This is a genomic window from Paenarthrobacter sp., assembly GCF_031180005.1.
In the GTDB taxonomy this organism is placed as follows: Bacteria; Actinomycetota; Actinomycetes; order Actinomycetales; family Micrococcaceae; genus Arthrobacter.
This window is the reverse complement of the sequence record NZ_JAPSHI010000009.1, coordinates 44,120-63,610: the sequence shown is the minus strand read 5'-3', so window position 1 is coordinate 63,610 and position 19,491 is coordinate 44,120. Positions and strand designations below refer to the sequence as shown.

Here is a 19,491-nt window from a genome sequence, read left to right as displayed (position 1 = left end):
GGGAGGCCCCCTGTTGAGGAGCCTCCCTTTTTGGGAATAACTAGGAGTCGCCACCCGAGGTAAATCGCATGATCAGGCCCAAGCCGATGATCACGGCACCCCAGGTGATGCCCAGAATGATGGTGAAGCGGTTCAGGTTGCGCTCGGCTACGCCGGACGAACTCAATCCCGAGCTCATTCCGCCACCGAACATGTCGGACAAACCGCCGCCACGTCCCTTGTGCAAGAGGATGAGCAGCGTCAGCAGAAGGCTGGTAACGCCCAGCAGGATCTGCAGAATGACTTGAAGAACGTCCACGACGGCCTTTCGAAGAAGCGGAAAACGGGAGCCGGACTAGTCCGTGACGAGGTGGCTCTCGAACCTGACAATGTTAGCAAACTCAGCGGGGTCCAAGCTGGCGCCGCCCACAAGCAATCCGTCAACGTCGCTTTCAGCCATGATGGCAGCAGCGTTGTTGGCCTTGACCGACCCTCCGTAGAGAAGACGGGTCTTCGCTGCGACGGTCTCGTCGAAGAGTTCGGCAAGCTCGGTACGGATTGCTGCACACATTTCCTGTGCGTCTTCAGGGCCAGCTACTTCGCCGGTGCCGATGGCCCAGACGGGCTCGTAAGCCACAACGAGTTCAGCAGCCTGCTCGGCCGTGAGTCCTTCGACGCCCGCGCGCAGCTGGGCCAGGGTGTGCTCAACGTGTGTGCCGGCTTGACGGACTTCGAGGCCCTCGCCGACGCACAAGACGGGCGTAACTCCGTGACGGAAGCCGGCCTTGACCTTCGCATTCAAGACCTCGTCGGACTCGTTGTGGATGGTGCGGCGCTCACTGTGCCCCACCAGGACGTAGGCACATCCCAGCTTGCTGAGGAACTGACCTGAGATGTCACCGGTGTAGGCGCCGGAGTCGAACTGGGACAGGTCCTGGCCGCCGTATACAACTTCCAGTTCGTCACCCTGAACCAGCGTCTGGACACCGCGGAGGTCGGTGAACGGAGGAAACACTGCGACCTCGGCGCGGCTGTAGTCATGCTTGGCATCGGACAGTGTCCAGGCGAGCTTCTGCAGCAAGGTGATGCCCTGGACGTGGTCCATGTTCATCTTCCAGTTGCCGGCGATGAAGGGCTTGCGGACGAAGTTGCCGTTGGCAGAGGTAGTCACATGAACTCCAAAGAATGCGTTGAGATATGGAACGACCGGCAGGACGCGGTAACGTCCTGCCGGTCGGTTGATGCTTAGCGGTCGAGGACGCTCAGACCCGGAAGTTCCTTACCTTCAAGGTATTCCAAGCTGGCACCGCCGCCGGTGGAAATATGGCCGAACTGCGAGTCCTCGAAGCCGAGGGTGCGAACGGCTGCTGCGGAGTCGCCACCGCCGACAACGGTGAACGCAACCGTATCCGTCAGGGCCTGCGCAATGGCACGCGTGCCACTGGAGAAGGCTTCGAATTCGAAGACACCCATGGGGCCGTTCCAGAACACGGTCTTGGCCCCTTCGATCTGGGCCGCGAATGCCGATGCCGATTCCGGACCAATGTCCAGGCCAATGCCGGAAGCACCGAAAGTGCTGTCCTCAATGGCGTCTGCCTTAACGACCTCGTGCTCAGCATCCGCAGCGAAGCGGCTGGCGACTACGACGTCCGTGGGAATCACGAACGACGTTCCGGCATCGGAGGCCCGCTTGAGGTAGTCCTGGACTACCGGAATCTGGTCTTCCTCGAGGAGGCTGCCCGCAACCCTGTGCCCGGCTGCTGCCAGGAAGGTGAAGAGCATGCCGCCGCCAACAAGGATGGTGTCCGCTTTGCCAAGCAGGTTGTCAATGACCGCCAGCTTGTCTGAGACCTTGGAGCCGCCAAGAACCACGACGTATGGACGTTGTGTATCCGTGGTGAGCTTCCGAAGAACCTGTACTTCGGTGTGCACAAGATCGCCCAAGTAGGACGGCAACCGCGTGGCTACATCGAAGACACTCGCGTGCTTGCGGTGGACGGCACCAAAAGCGTCGTCCACGAACGCCCCGTTGCTTCCCGTAAGGGCAACCAACTCGTCAGCGAAGGCGCCGCGCTCGGCGTCGTCCTTGCTGGTTTCACGCGCGTCGAAGCGAACATTTTCCAAGATGAGAACTTCGCCATCCTGGAGTCCGGATGCGAGCTCCTTGGCGGAGTCCCCCACAGTATCGTTGGCCAACTGAACCTTGAAGTCTGCGAGCTCCGCGAGGCGGGTCGCAGCGGGCTTCAGTGAGTACTTATCCTCTGGAGCACCCTTGGGGCGTCCGAGGTGGGCGGTTACGAGCACACGGGCACCGGCGTCCGAGAGCTTCTTGAGGACCGGAAGGGAGGCCTTGATGCGGCCGTCGTCGGTCACTGCAGAGCCGTCGAGCGGCACATTGAGGTCACTTCTGACCAGAATGTACCGCCCGCGGACACCTTCAGCGATGAGTTCGTTGAGGGTGTGAGATGTCATGTGTCTACCCTAGCCCAGCTTGGATGCGACAAGCTCCGTGAGGTCTACGAGGCGGTTGGAGTAACCCCACTCGTTGTCATACCAGGAAACAACCTTGACCTGGTTGCCGATGACCTTGGTGAGGCCGGAATCGAAGATGGAGGACGCAGGGTCTCCGACGATGTCCGAGGAGACGATGGGGGCATCCGTGTAGCTGAGGATTCCGGCGAACTGCTCGGACTCAGCGGCGGCCTTGACGGCAGCGTTGACTTCCTCCACAGTGACTTCGCGGGAAACAGTGACCGTGAGGTCAGTAGCGGAACCCGTGGGGACGGGAACGCGGATGGCGTAACCATCCAGCTTGCCCTTGAGCTCCGGCAGGACCAGGCCGATTGCCTTGGCAGCACCAGTAGACGTGGGGACCATGTTGATGGCAGCAGCACGGGCACGGCGGAGATCGCCGTGCGGGCCGTCCTGCAGGTTCTGGTCGGCCGTGTAGGCGTGGACCGTTGTCATCAGGCCACGCTCGATGCCGAAGGCGTCATTGACAACCTTGGCCAGCGGGCCGAGGCAGTTGGTGGTGCAGGACGCGTTGGAGATGATGTGGTGCGCTGCCGGGTCGTAGAGGTCCTGATTGACGCCCATGACGATGGTGATGTCTTCGTCACTGGCAGGTGCCGAAATGAGCACCTTCTTGGCGCCGGCGTCGATGTGCTTCTGCGCTGCTGCTGCCTTGGTGAAGAAACCTGTGGACTCGATAACGATGTCGACGCCCAGTTCGCCCCAGGGGAGGTTCGCGGGATCCCGCTCGGCCAGCACGGTGATGGACTTGCCATCTACTACCAGGTTGCCATCAACAACCTCCACGGACTGCGTGAGGCGGCCACCGACGGAGTCGTACTTCAGGAGGTGGGCGAGGGTCTCAGGGCTGGTGAGGTCGTTGACTGCAACGATCTCAAGGTCTGCGCCCTGGGCCAGTGCTGCGCGGAAGTAGTTACGGCCGATGCGGCCGAAGCCGTTAATACCAATACGGGTGGTCACTATGTGTCAATCTCCTTGGTGCTCTTGCAAGCACGCCTAGTGAGTCGGATCAAATATTTCCAACTAACAGACCCCGCACGTCTTTGGGCAGAGGTGATTATCAGATCGGAGGGCGACCAGCCACATTGCTGAAGGCTAACCGCCTTCCGTGATCCATCTTACGTTTAACTAAGCCTGCCCCCGCAACTGCGGAGGCAGGCTTTCCAGCATTTGGCCCCAATTCACGCCAAAAGTGACTTTTGTTACATCGGCGTGAACCGGGGCTCACCAACTAAAGGACGATGAGGCCCGTGGCGTTGGCGCGGGCGGCTTCGAAGCGCTTGGCTACATCTGCCCAGTTCACGATGTTCCAGAATGCCTTGACGTAGTCAGCCTTGACGTTGACGTAGTCCAGGTAGAAGGCGTGCTCCCACATGTCCAGCATCAGCAGCGGGGTGGTGCCCACTGCCACGTTGCCCTGCTGATCGTAGAGCTGCTCGATGAGCAGGTTTCCACCGATGGGCTCGTAGGCCAGGAAAGCCCAGCCGGAACCCTGGAGGCCCAAGGCAGCAGCGCTGAACTGGGCACGGAAAGCATCGAAGGAGCCGAAGGCGTCGTCGATGGCGGCAGCCAGCTCACCTTCAGGCTTGTCGCCGCCGTCCGGGGAGATGTTGTTCCAGAACACGGAGTGGTTGATGTGGCCGCCAGTGTGGAACGCGAGGTCCTTGGAGAGGCGGTTGATGTTGGCGAAATCATTCTTCTCGCGCGCTTCGGCAAGCTGGGAGAGCGCGTTGTTGGCGCCTGCAACATATGCCGCATGGTGCTTGCTGTGGTGCAGCTCCATGATCTTTGCCGAAATATGCGGCTCGAGTGCTGCGTAGTCGTAGCCGAGCTCGGGCAGAACGTACTCTGTCACGAAATCCTCCAATGTAATGGACTCACGTCCGGGTTGGTAACTCTCGTTATTTCATCCGGCCAGCGGACCGGCCGGAAATCCTTGGCGAAGAAGACTGCTCTTGCCTCCACCGGGAACAACCCGCGGTGCCCTCGCAGTATTTCCTCCGCACGTTGTCGATTCTATGGGTGCGGCCTACTCGTCCATCATTTCCGGAGTCACATTTGCCTCAGTGCCCGGGATGCCCAGATCCAAGGCGCGTTTATCTGCCATGGCCAGGAGTCGGCGGATACGGCCGGCTATGGCGTCCTTGGTCATGGGCGGATCGGCGAGGCGGCCAAGCTCATCCAAGCTTGCCTGCTTGTGCGCCACCCGGAGTTCCCCCGCGTACTTGAGGTGGTCTGGAACGTCATCTCCCAAGATCTCCAATGCACGGTCCACCCTGGCGCCCGCAGCTACTGCGGCTTGGGCTGAGCGACGAAGGTTGGCGTCATCGAAGTTGGCAAGCCTGTTGGCGGTGGCACGGACTTCCTTTCGCATGCGCCGTTCCTCCCAGACCATCAGGGCGTCATGAGCGCCCATGCGGGTCAGGAGAGCAGCGATGGTGTCGCCGTCACGAATGACCACGCGGTCAACGCCGCGAACTTCACGCGCTTTGGCCTGGATGCCGAGGCGGCGGGCGGCGCCGACCAGCGCCAATGCGGACTCAGGGCCGGGACACGTCACTTCAAGGGAAGACGACCGCCCCGGTTCCGTGAGAGAACCGTGGGCGAGGAAAGCGCCACGCCACACTGCCTCGGCATCGGCTGCTGAGCCATTGACGACGGCGGAGGGAAGGCCCCGCACAGGCCGCCCACGGCCATCCAACAAGCCCGTTTGGCGGGCAAGTGCTTCCCCGTCGCGCACTACGCGGACGACGTAACGGCTCCCCCGGCGCAAACCACCACCGGATACGACGATAATTTCGCTCTGATGTCCGTAGACTTCCGCGATCGCCGCCCGGAGTCGGCGGGCCGTGGAAGCCAGGTCAACTTCAGCCTCGATAACGATCCGACCCGAAATAATGTGCAAGCCGCCTGCGAAACGCAGCATTGCCGAAACCTCCGCCTTGCGGACCGAAGATTTCTTGATGTCCAGTCGGGACAGTTCGTCCTTGACCGACGCAGTAAGTGCCATCGCGTGTTCCTAACTGTTCCCGAAAATATCGTGGTACGCCGCTGCCAACAGCAGTGGATCATGGACGGGGCGGCGCCTCGACGCCCCTACTCTACCCAACACCACTTCGGCGCCGATCATCGCTGCAGCCTTCTCGAAGGCCTTGCGATCCTGCACCGCTGCGGGATCCGCCAGGACGACGTCCACGGTGAACTCAGGTGCATAGCGGCGAAGGACATCCAAGTGGTCCGCTGCCGTCATACCGGACGTTTCCTTGGTTTCCACGTCCAGATTCATGGTGAGGCAACGCTTGGCAGCGGTATCGCCGAGGGCCCGCCTTAGCTCCGGAAGCAGCAAATGCGGCAGAACGGACGTATACCAGGAGCCCGGGCCAAGGATGACCCAATCCGCCAGCTCAATCGCAGTGAGTGCCTCGGTGCAGGCAGGAGCGGCTTCGGGCAGGAGCCTCACTTCTTCCAGCCTTCCCGCCACAGCACACTTTGCCTGTCCACGGACGGTCCGCAGTTCATGGCCGCCTTCCGGTAACTCCACCTGCGCCTTTCCCTCAATGGTGAGGGGGACGCTGGACATAGGCAGTACCTGTCCGCGGGCGCCCAGCAATGCTCCAGCCCACTTAAGGCCGGCAACCGTGTCGCCCAAAAGTTCCCACAGCGTGACGATCAGCAGGTTTCCCATGGCGTGGTTGTCCAGTGAGCCCCCTTTCGCCGAACCGGCTTCGAAGCGGTGCTGCATGACGTCGCGCCAGGTCCGTCCCCAATCCGTGTCGTCGCAAAGCGCGCTCAAGGCCATCCGTAGGTCTCCCGGCGGGAGGACGCCGTACTCGTCGCGGAGACGCCCGGAGCTGCCGCCGTCGTCCGCTACCGTGACGATCGCCGTCAGTTCGGACGTGAGCAAACGAAGGGCGGACAGGGAAGCTGCCAGTCCGTGACCGCCTCCCAATGCGACCACAGAGGGGCTCTTCTTCTGCTGGCTACCGGGAACGCCCTTGGGCGGTATGAGGGGCAAAGGGCCCGTCAGGATCCCCACTACTCGCGTCCCAGGTCGCGGTGGGTGGTGGTCACCGTGACGCGTGGGTACTGCGCCAGGCGCTTGGAGAGTTCCACGGTGACTGCCACTGAACGGTGCTTGCCGCCGGTGCAACCAACCGCCAGCGTGGCGTAGTGCTTGTTCTCCTGGCGGTAGCCGTCCAGGACAGGCTCCAACGCCCGAACGTAACGGTCCACGAACTCCTGGACACCCTCAGCGCCCAGGACGTATTCGCTGACGTCTTCATCCAAGCCGGTGTGGGGCCGGAGTTGGGGAACCCAGTGCGGATTGGGGATGAAGCGGGCATCGGCCACAAAGTTCGCGTCCACGGGCAACCCGTATTTGAATCCAAAACTCATCACGTTCAGGCGAAGCGTCACAGGCCCGGTATCGCTGAACAGTTCCGTGATGGCTGTCGCCAAGCCATGGACGTTGAAGTCGGAAGTATCCAGAACGACGTCGGCGTGCTCACGAAGTTCACGGAGGACCTCGCGCTCAATGCCGATGCCGTCGAGGATCCTTCCACCGCCCTGCAGCGGATGCGGGCGACGCCCCTGCTCGAAACGGCGGACCAGGACGTCGTCCTTGGCGTCCAGGAAAAGCACCCGGAAGGTGATGCCGCTCGCGCTCAGCGCTCCCAAGGCGGTCTGAATGTCGGTGAAGAGGTCCTTGCTGCGGACGTCCACCACTACAGCCAGCTTGGGAATCGACTTTGGCGCATGCGAGACGATTTCGGCCAGCGTGCCCAACATTTGCGGAGGAAGGTTGTCGACGACGTACCAGCCGTGATCCTCCAAAGCATCGGAGGCGGTGCTGCGTCCGGCACCCGACATGCCGGTTACCACCAGCAACTCCGCCTCGGGCGGCTTGACGGGCGTCAGGCCGTCCTGCTCCGTGCCGGACCCTGCCGTAGCCTCATCCATCAATTGTCCCCGTTTCGTCGGAAGTGGTCATTCAAAAGCTCGTGGTGGCCGCTTGGGACCGCATGGCGTATGTGGCCGGTTTCAGGCGTCCGGCAGTACTCTTGCGCCGACCGGCCAAGTTCTTACCCTAGCTAAGTTTCAAGGATTTCGCCGGTGGTCATGTTCACCGCAGGTGCCGTTTCACCGGTGTCCGCAGCAGAACCAAGGTGCTGGACCACCGCTGCGGCCAGCGCCGGTCCGATGCCCTTGGCAGAGGTGAGCTCCTCGACGGACGCGGCCTTGATCTTCTTGAGCGAGCCAAAATGTGCCACGAGGGCCTTCCGTTTCGCCTCACCCAGGCCCGGGACGCCGTCCAGCACGGAAACTGTCATCGCCTTGCCGCGCTTCTGCCGGTGGAAGCTGATGGCAAAGCGGTGGGCCTCGTCACGGATTCGCTGCAAGAGGTATAAGCCCTGCGACGTTCGGGGCAGGATTACCGGGAAATCGCTGTCAGGGAGCCAGACTTCTTCGAGCCGCTTGGCAAGACCCACCACGTAAACGTCATCAATGCCCAATTCCGCGAGGGCCCGGGCCGCCGCATTGACTTGAGGCTGACCACCGTCCACCACCACCAGGTTGGGCGGGTAGGCGAACTTGGCCTTCGGAGCGGGCAAAGCAGGGTCCGACGGCGGCACGTCTGTGCCGTTGCGGGCGCCGGTACGCGTCGGATTGACGATTTCGCCGGAGATAATGGGGACCTGAGCGGCCTTGTCCGTGAGATAGTGCCTGAACCGACGGGTCAGGACATCGTGCATGGCCGCAGTATCGTCGGCTGCTGCAGCTCCTGTTATGGAGAATTTCCGGTAGTCGGACTTCTTGGGCAGCCCATCTTCCACCACCACCATGGAAGCCACCACGTTTGTTCCTTGGACGTGGGAAATATCGAAGCACTCGATCCGCAGCAGCGGAACCGGTATCTCCAAGGCCTCCTGCAGTTCCTGGAGGGCAAGGGAGCGGACGGTAATGTCTCCTGCACGGCGCGTCTTATGCAGCTTCAAGGCTTGTTCTGCATTCTCCCGCACGGTGGACATCAATGCAGCCTTGTCACCGCGCTGCGGCACGCGGATGTCTACCCTGGCTCCGCGCAAGCCTCCCAGCCATTCCGTGAGTTCAACATGGTTGCTGGGATTCTCCGGAACCAGGACTTCACGTGGAATTCGACCTTGAACTTCACTGTCCTCACCGTAGACCTGCTGCAGCAAATGTTCGATGAGTTCCGGCGTCGTAGCATCCTCGACTTTTTCCACTACCCAGCCACGCTGCCCGCGAACCCGTCCGCCGCGCACATGGAATACCTGTACGGAAGCTTCCAGTTCGTCCTCATGGAGTGCGAAGACGTCCGCGTCGGTATCCTCGGCGAGGACCACTGCGTTTCGTTCAAAGACCTTGCGGAGCGCGATGATGTCGTCCCTCAGCCCGGCGGCGCGTTCATAGTCCAGCTCGGCTACCGCGGCAGCCATGTCTTTCTCCAGCCGGCTGATGAAACGCTTGGCTTCACCCCCCATGAAAGAACAGAAGTCCTCTGCCAGTCCACGGTGTTCATCTGGAGTAACGCGTCCGACACAGGGCGCCGAGCATTTGTCGATATAGCCCAGAAGGCAGGGCCGTCCGCTGGACTCAGCCCGCTTAAAGACGCCTGCGCTGCAGCTCCGCACAGGGAAGACCCGCAGGAGTGTATCCATGGTTTCCCTGATGGCACCGGCCGTGTAAGGACCGAAGTACCTGGTGCCCTTCCTTCTCTCACCACGCATGACCTGCACCCGTGGATACTTCTCCCCCATCGTGACGGCGAGGTAGGGATAGGTCTTGTCATCCCGGAATACGACATTAAACCGCGGCTTGAATTCCTTGATCCACGTGTATTCCAGCTGCAGCGATTCCAGCTCGCTGCCCACCACGGTCCATTCAACACTGCTGGCCGCGTGGACCATGGCATGGGTCTTAGGGAGAAGCCCCGCGGGATTTGCGAAGTACGAATTCAACCGGGAACGGAGGTTCTTTGCCTTGCCCACATAGATGACCCGGCCATGGGGGTCACGGAAACGGTAGACGCCCGGAGTGGTGGGAATTTCACCTGTTTGGGGCCGGTAACTTGCTGGATCTGCCACGTTTCCAGTCTAGTGAACCGGAACGACACTCATTGCCACGGTGCCCTGGCCACCCAAGCTTCAGTCGACCGTTTTGCTTTGGTTGTAGCTGGTGGACCTCTCCTGCCCGCTGAGCAGGGCGATGGCGTCCATGATCTTGTCGGTGACTTCGCGACGGGCAGGGAGGGAATGGTCCGGGCCCGTCTTGTCGAAGTAGAGGGGTTCGCCCACTTTCATGGTGAAGTGCTGCGGGCGAACGGCGTTCTTGTCCGCAGGCTGCAACTTCTCGGTACCGATAAGTCCCACCGGAATCACCGGAGCGCCCGTGGTCAAGGCGAGCCACCCCACGCCCGTCCTGCCACGATAGAGAATCCCGTCCCGGGACCGGGTGCCTTCCGGGTAGATGCCAATGCCCTTTCCGGATTCCAGGATGTCCAGCAGCGTCTTGAGAGCCTGGACGCTGGCCGCCTGTTCACCGCGCTCGACGGGAATGGAACCTACTGCCTCGAAGAACGACTTCATCACGGCACCTTTGACGCCTTTGGTGGTGAAATATTCCGCTTTGGCAAAAAAGGCAACAGGGCGGGGCATGAGTGCCTGAACGATCACGCTGTCCAGGAAGGAGAGGTGATTGGGGGCTACGATAAATGGCCCATCCTTGGGAACGTTCTCGAGCCCAATGACCGTAGGACGGCACGTGGAGGAAATCAGGCCACGGGTTGTCCAGCGGATCGCATCAAAGACTGCCATCGTTTTGTACCTCGCTCAGGGCTGCCGCGCGGACAGCGTCAAGTTCTTCGATTTTGGTGCGCAGTTCGAGGGCAGTGTTCACCACGGCGACCGCCCCGGCTTCCTCAAGTTCACCCGCCGGTGCAAATCCCCAACCGACTCCGATGCAGTCCAATCCGTTGGCCAGGGCGCCGGCGACGTCTTGATGCCTGTCCCCCACCATGACAGCCGGCTGGGAGTGAAGATCATTCAACGCCGCGGCGACGATCTCCACCTTGCCGGACGCTGTATTGGCCTTAAGGGATTCGTCATCCGCAGCCCCGCGGATGGATACGAAGAATTTAGCAATTCCATGGTGTTCCAGCACGAGGCGGGCAATTGACTGCGGCTTCTGGGTTGCCACTGCTACGGGCCGGCCTGTCTCCGCGAAGAATTCGAGGAGGTCGAAAATGCCCGGATACAGCTTGCTTTGGGCAATACCGGTCTCTTTGTAGTGGCTCCGGTAACGCTCAATGGTCTCATCCACCAGTTCGCTGGGGACATTCGCCAAATGGAGAAGGGAATCGCTGAGTTTGGGACCCACCATGGAATTCAGCACGGCTTGTTCGGGAACAGGGAGGTCCATTTCCCGGAGGGCAGCAGAAATGCCTCCTGTGATACCGCCGGCAGGATCGACAAGGGTGCCGTCCAGATCGAATATTACGGGCACCGTTGTTTGAGTCACCGGGTTAGTTTCTCACGAGTAGCGGCATGCCTGAAACTCGCATGCCGCTACTGGAATACTTTGGAGGTCTCGAAGATATTCCTTCGAAAGCCTTCAGGCCGTCCGTGAGTAACTAACCGAGAATCTCGGCCAGGAAGGTAGCTGTGTGGCTCTCCGTGGATTTCGCCACCTGCTCAGGCGTTCCTGTAGCCACGATCTTTCCACCGCCCGAACCACCATTCGGTCCAAGGTCCACAATCCAGTCCGCAGACTTGATCACGTCCAGATTGTGCTCAATGGTGATCACAGTATTGCCTTTGTCCACCAAGCCCTGAAGAACCATGAGCAGCTTGCGGATGTCCTCAAAGTGCAGGCCAGTGGTGGGCTCATCGAGGACGTAGATACTGCGACCGTTGGAGCGCTTCTGGAGCTCGGCAGCCAGCTTGACGCGCTGGGCCTCCCCACCAGACAACGTGGTTGCCGGCTGGCCAAGCCTGACGTAACCGAGGCCGACGTCCACCAAGGTGTTCAAATGCCGTGCGATCGGAGTGAAGGCAGCGAAGAATTCTGCACCTTCCTCGATGGGCATGTTGAGGACGTCAGCGATGGTCTTGCCCTTGTAGTGAACTTCAAGCGTTTCCCGGTTGTACCTGGCGCCGTGGCACACTTCGCAAGGGACGTAGACGTCCGGGAGGAAGTTCATCTCGATCTTCAAGGTACCGTCGCCTGAGCAAGCCTCGCAGCGCCCACCCTTGACGTTGAATGAGAACCGTCCGGGCTGGTATCCACGCACCTTGGCCTCGGTGGTCTCAGCAAAGAGTTTGCGGATGTTGTCAAAGACGCCTGTGTAGGTAGCGGGGTTGGACCGTGGTGTACGGCCGATGGGGCTTTGATCGACGTGGACCACCTTGTCCAGGTGCTCCAGTCCAGCCACCGTGCGGTGCCGTCCTGCAACCTGCTTGGCTCCGTTGAGTTTGTTGGCGAGGACCTTATACAGGATCTCGTTCACCAAAGTGGATTTGCCCGAACCGCTGACGCCGGTCACTGCGGTGAAAAGTCCCAAGGGGAATGTGGCGTCTACGTTGTTGAGATTGTTCTCCCTGGCGCCCACAACCTTGAGCTCACGCTTTTTGTCGTACTTTCGGCGCTTGGTGGGAATATCAATCTTGCGGCGTCCGGACAAGTATGCGCCCGTCAGCGAATCAGGGTTCTCCAGAAGTTCCTTGTAGGTACCGGAGTGCACCACTTGGCCGCCGTGTTCACCGGCACCTGGTCCGATATCAACCACCCAGTCGGCTTCGTGGATGGTGTCTTCGTCATGTTCAACCACGATCAGGGTGTTGCCGAGATCCCGGAGCCGCGTGAGCGTCTCAATCAATCGCCGGTTGTCACGCTGGTGCAAGCCAATGGAGGGCTCGTCCAAAACGTAGAGGACACCCACCAGGCCGGAGCCGATTTGGGTGGCCAGCCGGATGCGTTGGGCCTCGCCGCCGGACAGGGTACCCGAGGGTCGCTCCAGGTTGAGGTATTCCAAGCCGACGTCCAGGAGGAAGGTCAGGCGGGCCTGAATTTCCTTCAGCACTTGGTTGGCAATCTGGGCTTCCCTGTTGGTTAGGGTCAGGCTTCCCAGGAATTCCGCGCACTCACGCATCGGCAAGGCAGCGACCTCGGCGATCGACTTCCCGTTGATGAGCACTGACAGCGACGCCGGATTGAGACGCGCACCGTTGCACTCAGGGCAGGGAATCTGCCGCATGTACTCTTCGTAGCGGTCTCGTGCCCAATCGGAATCCGTTTCCCCATGCTTGCGGTGGACGTACTGGATGGCACCTTCAAAGCCCGTGCTGTACTTGCGCTCACGACCAAAGCGGTTCTTGTACTGGACAACAACCTTGTGGTCCTTGCCGTGAAGCACAGTATTGCGAACGTCCTTTGGCAGTTTCTCCCACGATGTCTTCATGGAGAAGCCAAGTTCGTGCGCCAGGCCCTCGAGGAGTCGGTTCCAATACTCCGTTGTCGCTGTGCCGAGGGCCCAAGGAGCAATGGCACCCTCACCCAGGGAGAGTTCCGGATTGGGAACGATGAGCTCTTCGTCCACTTCCAACCGCGTTCCGATGCCGCTGCAGGCGGAGCAGGCGCCGAAGGGGTTGTTGAAGGAGAACGAGCGGGGTTCAATTTCGTCAATGGCCAACGGGTGCTCGTTGGGGCAAGCCAGATTCTCCGAGAAGGCGCGGATACGCTCGGGATCCTCGGCATCGAGGTCCACGAACTCCACCAACAGGCGTCCTTCGGCAAGGCCCAGGGCTGTCTCCACGGAATCAGTGAGCCGCTGGCTGATCTCTTCCTTGACCACGAGGCGATCCACCACAACCTCGATGGTGTGCTTGAACTGTTTGCCAAGCTTCGGAGGATCGCTCAGCTGGACCAGTTCGCCATCCACACGGGCACGCGAATAGCCCTTCGCGGTCAGCTCCTTGAAGAGATCGACAAACTCACCCTTGCGGCCTCGTACAACCGGGGCAAGGACCTGGAACCGTGTGCCCGGATCCAATTCCAGGAGTTGATCCACAATCTGTTGCGGCGTCTGACGGGCGATGGGCTCGCCACAAACCGGGCAGTGTGGACGGCCTACGCGCGCCCACAGCAAACGCATGTAGTCATAGATCTCGGTGATGGTGCCCACCGTGGAACGCGGATTCTTGCTGGTGGACTTTTGGTCAATGGAGACCGCGGGGGACAAACCCTCGATGAAATCGACATCGGGCTTGTCCACCTGCCCAAGGAATTGACGCGCGTACGCGGACAACGACTCCACGTAGCGACGCTGGCCCTCTGCGAAGATCGTGTCAAAAGCCAGGGACGACTTGCCGGAACCGGAGAGCCCCGTGAACACGATCATGGCGTCACGCGGGAGATCAAGATCCACGTTCCGCAAGTTGTGTTCCCGGGCACCCTTGACAACCAAACGGGAAAGATCCGGCTTGGCGGGCTTGGTATCGGAAAGGACGGAGACGCCGTTCAAGGCGTCCATGGCGGTATCTTCAGCTAAGGCTTTGGGCACCTACCAATGCTAATCGAAAACTTCTTCGAATTTCCATGTCGTGCCTCACATGCTACTGATCGGTATCAATCGGCGTCATAGGCCGCAGCAAGAAGCTGCACTGCCTCAGCGAATGAAGCTCCTTGGGCCTTGGCAGCGGCGGCATATTCTGCGGCAACCCCGGCTAGAGCCCCCCAACGATCATCCCGTGCACAGACCACAGTGCCGTTGCGCCCACGCGTTGCCACTACCCCTGCTGATTCCAATTCCTTGTACGCACGGGCCACGGTATGCGGAGCGACATCCAGCACCCCGGCCAGATTGCGAACAGGAGGAAGCTTGGCGCCAACGGCGAGGACTCCGGCGTCGACAAGTTCAATGATGCGCAGCCTCAACTGTTCAAAGAGTGCAACAGCGCTGCCGGTGTTGGGGCGCCAGCTGCCCGGAAATTCCCCGGTGGGAGTCACGGGGAAATCCTGCCTGGCGCCGGCCCCACAGAGGGCATCAGTTGTTCGAAGCGTCCTTGGTCCATGCCGAGAATTAGACCAGCGACGCCGGCCAGGGACAAGCCGTCAGGGCACTGGAAACTAAATGCTACGCACGTGGAAGCGTCCTGCCGGGTCATGCGGCTTTTTGGGCTACGGCGAAAATGCGACGGAACGGGAAGACGGTTCCGTGCGTCGTAGAAGGGTAAGCCTCACGCAGCAGGGCCGAGTATTCCGCTTCAAATTCAGATGCCTCCTCGGGAGTCAACGCTGCCAATATCGGACGAAGTCCCGTACCCCGAACCCACTCGAGTACGGGGTCCTCCCCTTGCAGAACCTGCTGGTAGGTGGTCTCCCAGGCGTCTGCTGCACATCCGGCGTCGAGCATGATGCCCAGATAGTCCGCAGGGCTGCCCACAGCGCCATCGTGCCGAAGCACGCCATTCAGCCGGGTGGACCACCTTGGAGATTCGGCCAGTTCCCGCATGAGGGTGTGGGACGGGGACGTGAAGTTTCCCGGTACCTGCATGGCAAACCAAGCCTCCGGTTTGAGGGCGCGAAACCACTTGGCGAGCATCTCCTGATGCCCGGGAACCCATTGGAGAACGGCATTTGTGACCACCACGTCAGTGTCCGGATGGGGAACCCATCGAGCGATATCACCTTGCTGGAAGGTCAGGCGGTCGGACAGCTCTTGGGGCAACTGCTCCCGGTGGGACTGCGCTTTGAGTAGCATCTCCTCCGATGAGTCGAGCCCTACAACCTGGGCCTGCGGCCAGCGATCAGCCAGCGTGGCGGTCAGGTTTCCGGGGCCGCAGCCCAGATCAATGATTTTCCTTGGTTCGTCAGGGCGGACCCGCGCGACGAGGTCATGGAACGGCCGGTCCCGATGGTTGCCGAATTCCACATACTTGGTTGGATCCCACTTCACAAAAGCCTCCTCGCGCCTGCCATGCCTGCTGGGGCGAGCCTAAACCGTCCGGGCACTAAGCTGGAAAACAATGAAACTTCTTGAGCAGCTCCCCGGTTCCACGGCCACCGGTCCTTTGGACCCGGACGAAATCTACACACGGTTCGTAGAGTGGACTGAGAGCCGTGGATTGCAGCTGTACCCGGCGCAGGATGAAGCAATCATGGAGCTTGCCTCCGGTGCAAACGTCATCCTGGCCACGCCCACGGGTTCCGGCAAATCCCTTGTAGCGATCGCGGCGCACTTTGAGGCCATGGCACGTGGCCAGCGGAGCTACTACACGGCCCCCATCAAAGCACTGGTCTCCGAGAAGTTCTTCGCACTCTGCGAGATCTTCGGTGCCGAAAATGTTGGCATGATCACTGGTGATTCCGGTGTGAACCAGGATGCCCCCATTATCTGCTGCACCGCGGAAATTCTTGCCAACATAGCCCTCCGTGAAGGCCCTGCGGCGGAGCTCGGCTCCGTGATCATGGACGAGTTCCACTTCTACTCCGATCCGCAGCGCGGTTGGGCGTGGCAGGTGCCACTCCTGGAACTCCCCCAGGCCCAGTTCCTCCTGATGTCCGCCACGCTGGGAGACGTCTCCCGATTCGAAACCGGTTTGACTGAGCTGACGGGCCGGACCACCACAACTGTCAGCTCTGCGGAACGTCCCATTCCGCTGCATTGTTACTACCACCTCACCCCGGTACACGAAACGCTGGAAGAACTGCTTTCCACCAAGCAGGTTCCCGTCTATGTGGTGCATTTCAGCCAGGCGGAAGCGATCGAGCGTGCCCAGAACCTTATGAGCATCAACATGTGCAGCCGTGCCGAAAAGGACCGCATCGCCGAGCTGATTGCAGGATTCAGGTTTGCCGCGGGCTTCGGAAAAACACTCAACAGGCTTGTCAGGCACGGCATCGGGGTCCACCACGCCGGCATGTTGCCCAAGTACCGTCGACTGGTGGAACAGCTCGCCCAAGCCGGTCTCCTCAAGGTGATCTGCGGAACCGATACGTTGGGTGTGGGAATCAACGTGCCTATCCGGACGGTGCTGTTGACGGCTCTTAGCAAGTACGACGGCGTACGCACCAGATCGCTTAACTCGCGTGAGTTCCACCAGATTGCCGGCCGCGCCGGCCGCGCCGGGTACGACACCGCCGGTACCGTGGTGGTTCAAGCGCCTGACCACGTGGTGGAAAACACCAAAGCCATGGCCAAAGCCACCGCCAAGTTTGGCGATGACCAGAAGAAACTGCGCCAAGTGGTTAAGAAAAAGCCCCCGGAAGGATTCGTTTCCTGGGGCGAGCCGACTTTCAAGCGCCTTGTGGAGTCTGTACCCGAGCCCTTGACTTCAAGCTTCACTGTGACCCACGCGATGCTGTTGAACCTAATGGAGCGGCCGGGCGATCCCTTCCAAGCAACCCGGCGCCTGCTCACTGAGAACCATGAGAGCCGCCCGGCACAACTCAGACTTATGAAGAAGGCGTTGGGAATCTACAGGGAATTGCTGGCCGCAGGGGTAGTGGAACGCATCCCGGAGGAGGAGCAGGAAGCGGAAGGGCGCTCAGTCCGATTGACTGTTCACCTGCAGGCAAACTTTGCCCTTAATCAACCTCTATCCCCCTTCGCGCTGGCCGCGTTGGAGCTCCTTGACCCTGAGTCTCCCTCCTATGCCTTGGATGTTGTCTCAGTCATTGAGTCCACGCTGGAGAAGCCGCGCCAGATTCTCTCTGCCCAGCAGAAGAAAGCACGGGGCGAGGCTGTTGCCGCCATGAAGGCTGACGGCATCGAGTATGACCAGCGCATGGCCATGCTGGACGAAGTCAGCTACCCCATGCCCCTGGCGGAGATTCTTGGCGAGGCCTTCGAGGTCTACCGGAAGGCGGCTCCCTGGGTAGGCGATTTCGAGCTTGCTCCGAAATCGATTATTCGGGACATGTATGAACGTGCCATGAACTTTGGCGAGTTCGTGCAGTTCTATGGCTTGGCGCGATCGGAGGGCATCGTCCTGCGTTATCTGGCGGACGGCTTCCGCGCGCTCAGGCAGACGGTTCCCCAGGACTCGCTCCGCGAGGACCTTGAAGATCTCATCGCGTGGCTGGGCGAGCTGGTACGCCAAGTGGATTCGAGCCTATTGGATGAATGGGAAGAGCTAACGTCCGGGCTTGCCCCAACGCCCCATGATGCTCCCCCTCCCCCGCCACCGCTGCTCACCACGAACATCCGGGCCTTCCGGGTCATGGTTCGGAACGAGATGTTCCGCAGGGTTGAACTTTTCGCGGACGAGGACTCCGCGGCGTTGGGCGAACTCGATGCCGATGCCGGTTGGGATGCCGAGCGCTGGGAAGAAGTCCTGGACGACTACTTTGACGAACATGACGACATCGGCACCGGTCCTGATGCGCGGGGTCCCGGGTTGCTCATGATCACCGAGCAACCCGGGACGTGGAAGGTCCGGCAGATCTTCGACGACCCTGCGGGCAACCACGATTGGGGAATTTCTGCAGAGGTGGACTTGGCAGCGTCCGATGAGACCGGAACCGCCGTGGTTCGGGTTACAGACGTCAACAGGCTCTAGGCCCGGATGCGATGAGCCGCGGCGGTATGGAATCCGTCCCGGATCTGACCGCAGGCTTGCGGGAGGTTGAAGCCTTACGCGGGGAACAACGGGCGGTCTGGACGGGTTCGCGTCGATGGTGGGGTGGCGGCCTGGATGTCGAGGGTTTGGCGCTCGGTTCTGTGCAAGCCGCCGCTACAGCGCTGAACGCGCTGACTGGTCATCCAGGGAAATACTCGGTTGATTCAGGACTGACTGCAGCATCGTTCGATTCACTGGGTTACCTTCGTGTTGACGGCCGGAAGCCCCAAGGCTTCGCACCGACGTCGGGGTTCCGGCGCACTGCCGACGGCTGGATCCGCCTGCACGCCAACTACCCTCATCACGCGGCACGGTTGATGAAGGCGCTCTCGGCCACAGTGCCGAAGGACGTGGACCGCGCCTTGTTGTCGATGACGTCCTTGGATGCCGAGTCTGTGATAGCGGCTCACGAGGGTGCGGCTGCCGCTGTCCGGAGCCGTGAAGAATGGGTTTCCTCAGCCATGCTGTCCGCGGCAAGCTCCGGTTCTTGGATCAGCCTCTCCTGTTCCGATGTCCAGTCCGTGGGTTCGGATTCCACGCCATGGGTGCCTGCAGCGAACCCGTTCCAACCGTTGGATGGGTTGAAAGTGCTCGACCTGACACGCGTCATCGCCGGCCCCACTGCCACGCGCCTACTGGGTGCACTGGGCGCGGACGTCCTGCGCATCGACCCGCCTGTCCTTCCGGAGCTGATCGATGCATTTATCGACACAGGGTTCGACAAACGCAGCGCCGAAGCTGATTTCAGGAAGAACGAAGATTTGGCAGCTGTGCACGCTCTTGTCGCCTCAGCAGATGTGGTGGTCACCGGATACCGGGACGGGAGCTTGGGCAAATTCGGTTTGAGCATGGACGCACTGCTGGCTGCCAGGCCTGAGCTGGTGGTTGTCGCGCTGACCGCATGGGGCAGCATCGGACCGTGGAAGGGAAGGCGGGGCTTTGACAGCCTCGTCCAGGCAGCCTGCGGAGTCGCTGAGCGATATGGACAGCAGCACGACGACGGGTGGAAACCTGGTGCGCTCCCGGTTCAGGCCCTGGACCACGCCACAGGATACGGACTCGCGGCGGCAGTACTGGCATTACTGGCCGAGCGTCTAAGGACCGGAACCGGTGGAACAGCGAAACTCTCCTTGGCACGGACAGCCGAGGAACTCTTCGCCCTGCCTTCGTTCCACAAGGGCCGCCCCGTGAGCCCATTCGATGAGCCTGAGCACCTTGAAGCAGACAGCCCCTACGGCCGGGTCAGGTTCGTGGGCCCGCCCCTTTTGGTAGGGGGCGCACCGCTCACGTACCGGCAACCTCCAGTGCGTTATGGAACGTCTCCGCTCGCTTGGCGGTAGGA

At 60.9% G+C, this 19,491-nt stretch carries 16 protein-coding genes; 2 read left to right on the top strand and 14 right to left on the bottom strand.

From position 1 onward, the window contains the following. Window positions 1–40: 40 nt before the first annotated feature. The 14 genes from secG to RIF72_RS08730 all read right to left on the bottom strand — a co-directional run bounded on the left by secG (window position 41) and on the right by RIF72_RS08730 (window position 15,484). Window positions 41–298: a preprotein translocase subunit SecG gene (gene secG / locus RIF72_RS08795; protein ID WP_309074440.1), complete on the bottom strand. Its 258-nt coding sequence runs from the start codon at window positions 296–298 to the stop codon at window positions 41–43. A 36-nt stretch (window positions 299–334) separates the two neighbouring features. Further along, a complete protein-coding gene (gene tpiA / locus RIF72_RS08790; RefSeq protein WP_309074439.1) occupies window positions 335–1,150 on the bottom strand; it encodes a triose-phosphate isomerase in 816 nt (271 codons plus the stop codon). 74 nt (window positions 1,151–1,224) lie between these two features. Next, window positions 1,225–2,451 (bottom strand): phosphoglycerate kinase, encoded by a 1,227-nt coding sequence (locus RIF72_RS08785; RefSeq protein ID WP_309074438.1) that lies wholly within the window; start codon window positions 2,449–2,451, stop codon window positions 1,225–1,227. A 9-nt stretch (window positions 2,452–2,460) separates the two neighbouring features. After that, window positions 2,461–3,471 (bottom strand): type I glyceraldehyde-3-phosphate dehydrogenase, encoded by a 1,011-nt coding sequence (gap, locus tag RIF72_RS08780; RefSeq protein WP_091467346.1) that lies wholly within the window; start codon window positions 3,469–3,471, stop codon window positions 2,461–2,463. Window positions 3,472–3,742: 271 nt separating this feature from the next. After that, window positions 3,743–4,366 (bottom strand): superoxide dismutase, encoded by a 624-nt coding sequence (locus RIF72_RS08775; RefSeq protein WP_309074437.1) that lies wholly within the window; start codon window positions 4,364–4,366, stop codon window positions 3,743–3,745. A 174-nt stretch (window positions 4,367–4,540) separates the two neighbouring features. Further along, window positions 4,541–5,521: a DNA-binding protein WhiA gene (gene whiA, locus RIF72_RS08770; RefSeq protein ID WP_017198459.1), complete on the bottom strand. Its 981-nt coding sequence runs from the start codon at window positions 5,519–5,521 to the stop codon at window positions 4,541–4,543. Between the two features lie 9 nt (window positions 5,522–5,530). After that, on the bottom strand, window positions 5,531–6,547 hold the full coding sequence (yvcK, locus tag RIF72_RS08765; RefSeq protein ID WP_309074436.1) for a uridine diphosphate-N-acetylglucosamine-binding protein YvcK: 1,017 nt from the start codon (window positions 6,545–6,547) through the stop codon (window positions 5,531–5,533). Then, the gene (gene rapZ, locus RIF72_RS08760; RefSeq protein ID WP_309074435.1) at window positions 6,547–7,470 is read right to left on the bottom strand and encodes an RNase adapter RapZ; all 924 of its coding nucleotides are present in this window, start codon (window positions 7,468–7,470) and stop codon (window positions 6,547–6,549) included. Before rapZ ends, yvcK begins: the two co-directional genes overlap by 1 nt. A 131-nt stretch (window positions 7,471–7,601) precedes the next feature. Further along, window positions 7,602–9,617 carry an excinuclease ABC subunit UvrC gene (uvrC, locus tag RIF72_RS08755; protein ID WP_309074434.1) on the bottom strand — a complete coding sequence of 672 codons (2,016 nt, stop codon included), beginning with the start codon at window positions 9,615–9,617 and terminating at the stop codon, window positions 7,602–7,604. A 60-nt stretch (window positions 9,618–9,677) separates the two neighbouring features. Then, entirely contained in the window at window positions 9,678–10,346 is a 669-nt protein-coding gene (locus RIF72_RS08750) for a lysophospholipid acyltransferase family protein (protein WP_309074433.1), read from the bottom strand. Next, the gene (locus RIF72_RS08745; RefSeq protein WP_309074432.1) at window positions 10,333–11,049 is read right to left on the bottom strand and encodes an HAD hydrolase-like protein; all 717 of its coding nucleotides are present in this window, start codon (window positions 11,047–11,049) and stop codon (window positions 10,333–10,335) included. The genes RIF72_RS08750 and RIF72_RS08745 overlap by 14 nt, the downstream gene beginning before the upstream one ends. Before the next feature lie 112 nt (window positions 11,050–11,161). Beyond that, window positions 11,162–14,089, bottom strand: a complete 2,928-nt coding sequence (gene uvrA, locus RIF72_RS08740; RefSeq protein WP_309074431.1) for an excinuclease ABC subunit UvrA — start codon at window positions 14,087–14,089, stop codon at window positions 11,162–11,164. Between the two features lie 65 nt (window positions 14,090–14,154). Next, a complete protein-coding gene (locus RIF72_RS08735) occupies window positions 14,155–14,535 on the bottom strand; it encodes a GntR family transcriptional regulator (protein ID WP_309074430.1) in 381 nt (126 codons plus the stop codon). A 154-nt stretch (window positions 14,536–14,689) separates the two neighbouring features. Next, on the bottom strand, window positions 14,690–15,484 hold the full coding sequence (locus RIF72_RS08730) for a trans-aconitate 2-methyltransferase (RefSeq protein WP_309074429.1): 795 nt from the start codon (window positions 15,482–15,484) through the stop codon (window positions 14,690–14,692). Between the two features lie 70 nt (window positions 15,485–15,554). Between RIF72_RS08730 and RIF72_RS08725 the strand changes: the two genes are divergently transcribed. Both RIF72_RS08725 and RIF72_RS08720 read left to right on the top strand, forming a co-directional pair. Continuing rightward, complete coding sequence (locus RIF72_RS08725; protein WP_309074428.1) at window positions 15,555–18,089, top strand: DUF3516 domain-containing protein; 2,535 nt, start codon at window positions 15,555–15,557, stop codon at window positions 18,087–18,089. Window positions 18,090–18,100: 11 nt separating this feature from the next. Continuing rightward, window positions 18,101–19,489, top strand: coding sequence for a CoA transferase (locus tag RIF72_RS08720; protein ID WP_309074427.1), 1,389 nt, complete (start codon window positions 18,101–18,103; stop codon window positions 19,487–19,489). The last annotated feature ends 2 nt before the right edge of the window (window positions 19,490–19,491 follow it).

What these genes read in the sequence shown, in the direction of transcription:
- rapZ (WP_309074435.1), bottom strand. Translation starts at nt 7,470, where the DNA reads ATGGATGAGGCTACGGCAGGGTCCGGCACGGAGCAGGACGGCCTGACG.
- RIF72_RS08750 (WP_309074433.1), bottom strand. Translation starts at nt 10,346, where the DNA reads ATGGCAGTCTTTGATGCGATCCGCTGGACAACCCGTGGCCTGATTTCC.
- RIF72_RS08725 (WP_309074428.1), top strand. Translation starts at nt 15,555, where the DNA reads ATGAAACTTCTTGAGCAGCTCCCCGGTTCCACGGCCACCGGTCCTTTG.
- whiA (WP_017198459.1), bottom strand. Translation starts at nt 5,521, where the DNA reads ATGGCACTTACTGCGTCGGTCAAGGACGAACTGTCCCGACTGGACATC.
- RIF72_RS08720 (WP_309074427.1), top strand. Translation starts at nt 18,101, where the DNA reads ATGAGCCGCGGCGGTATGGAATCCGTCCCGGATCTGACCGCAGGCTTG.
- RIF72_RS08785 (WP_309074438.1), bottom strand. Translation starts at nt 2,451, where the DNA reads ATGACATCTCACACCCTCAACGAACTCATCGCTGAAGGTGTCCGCGGG.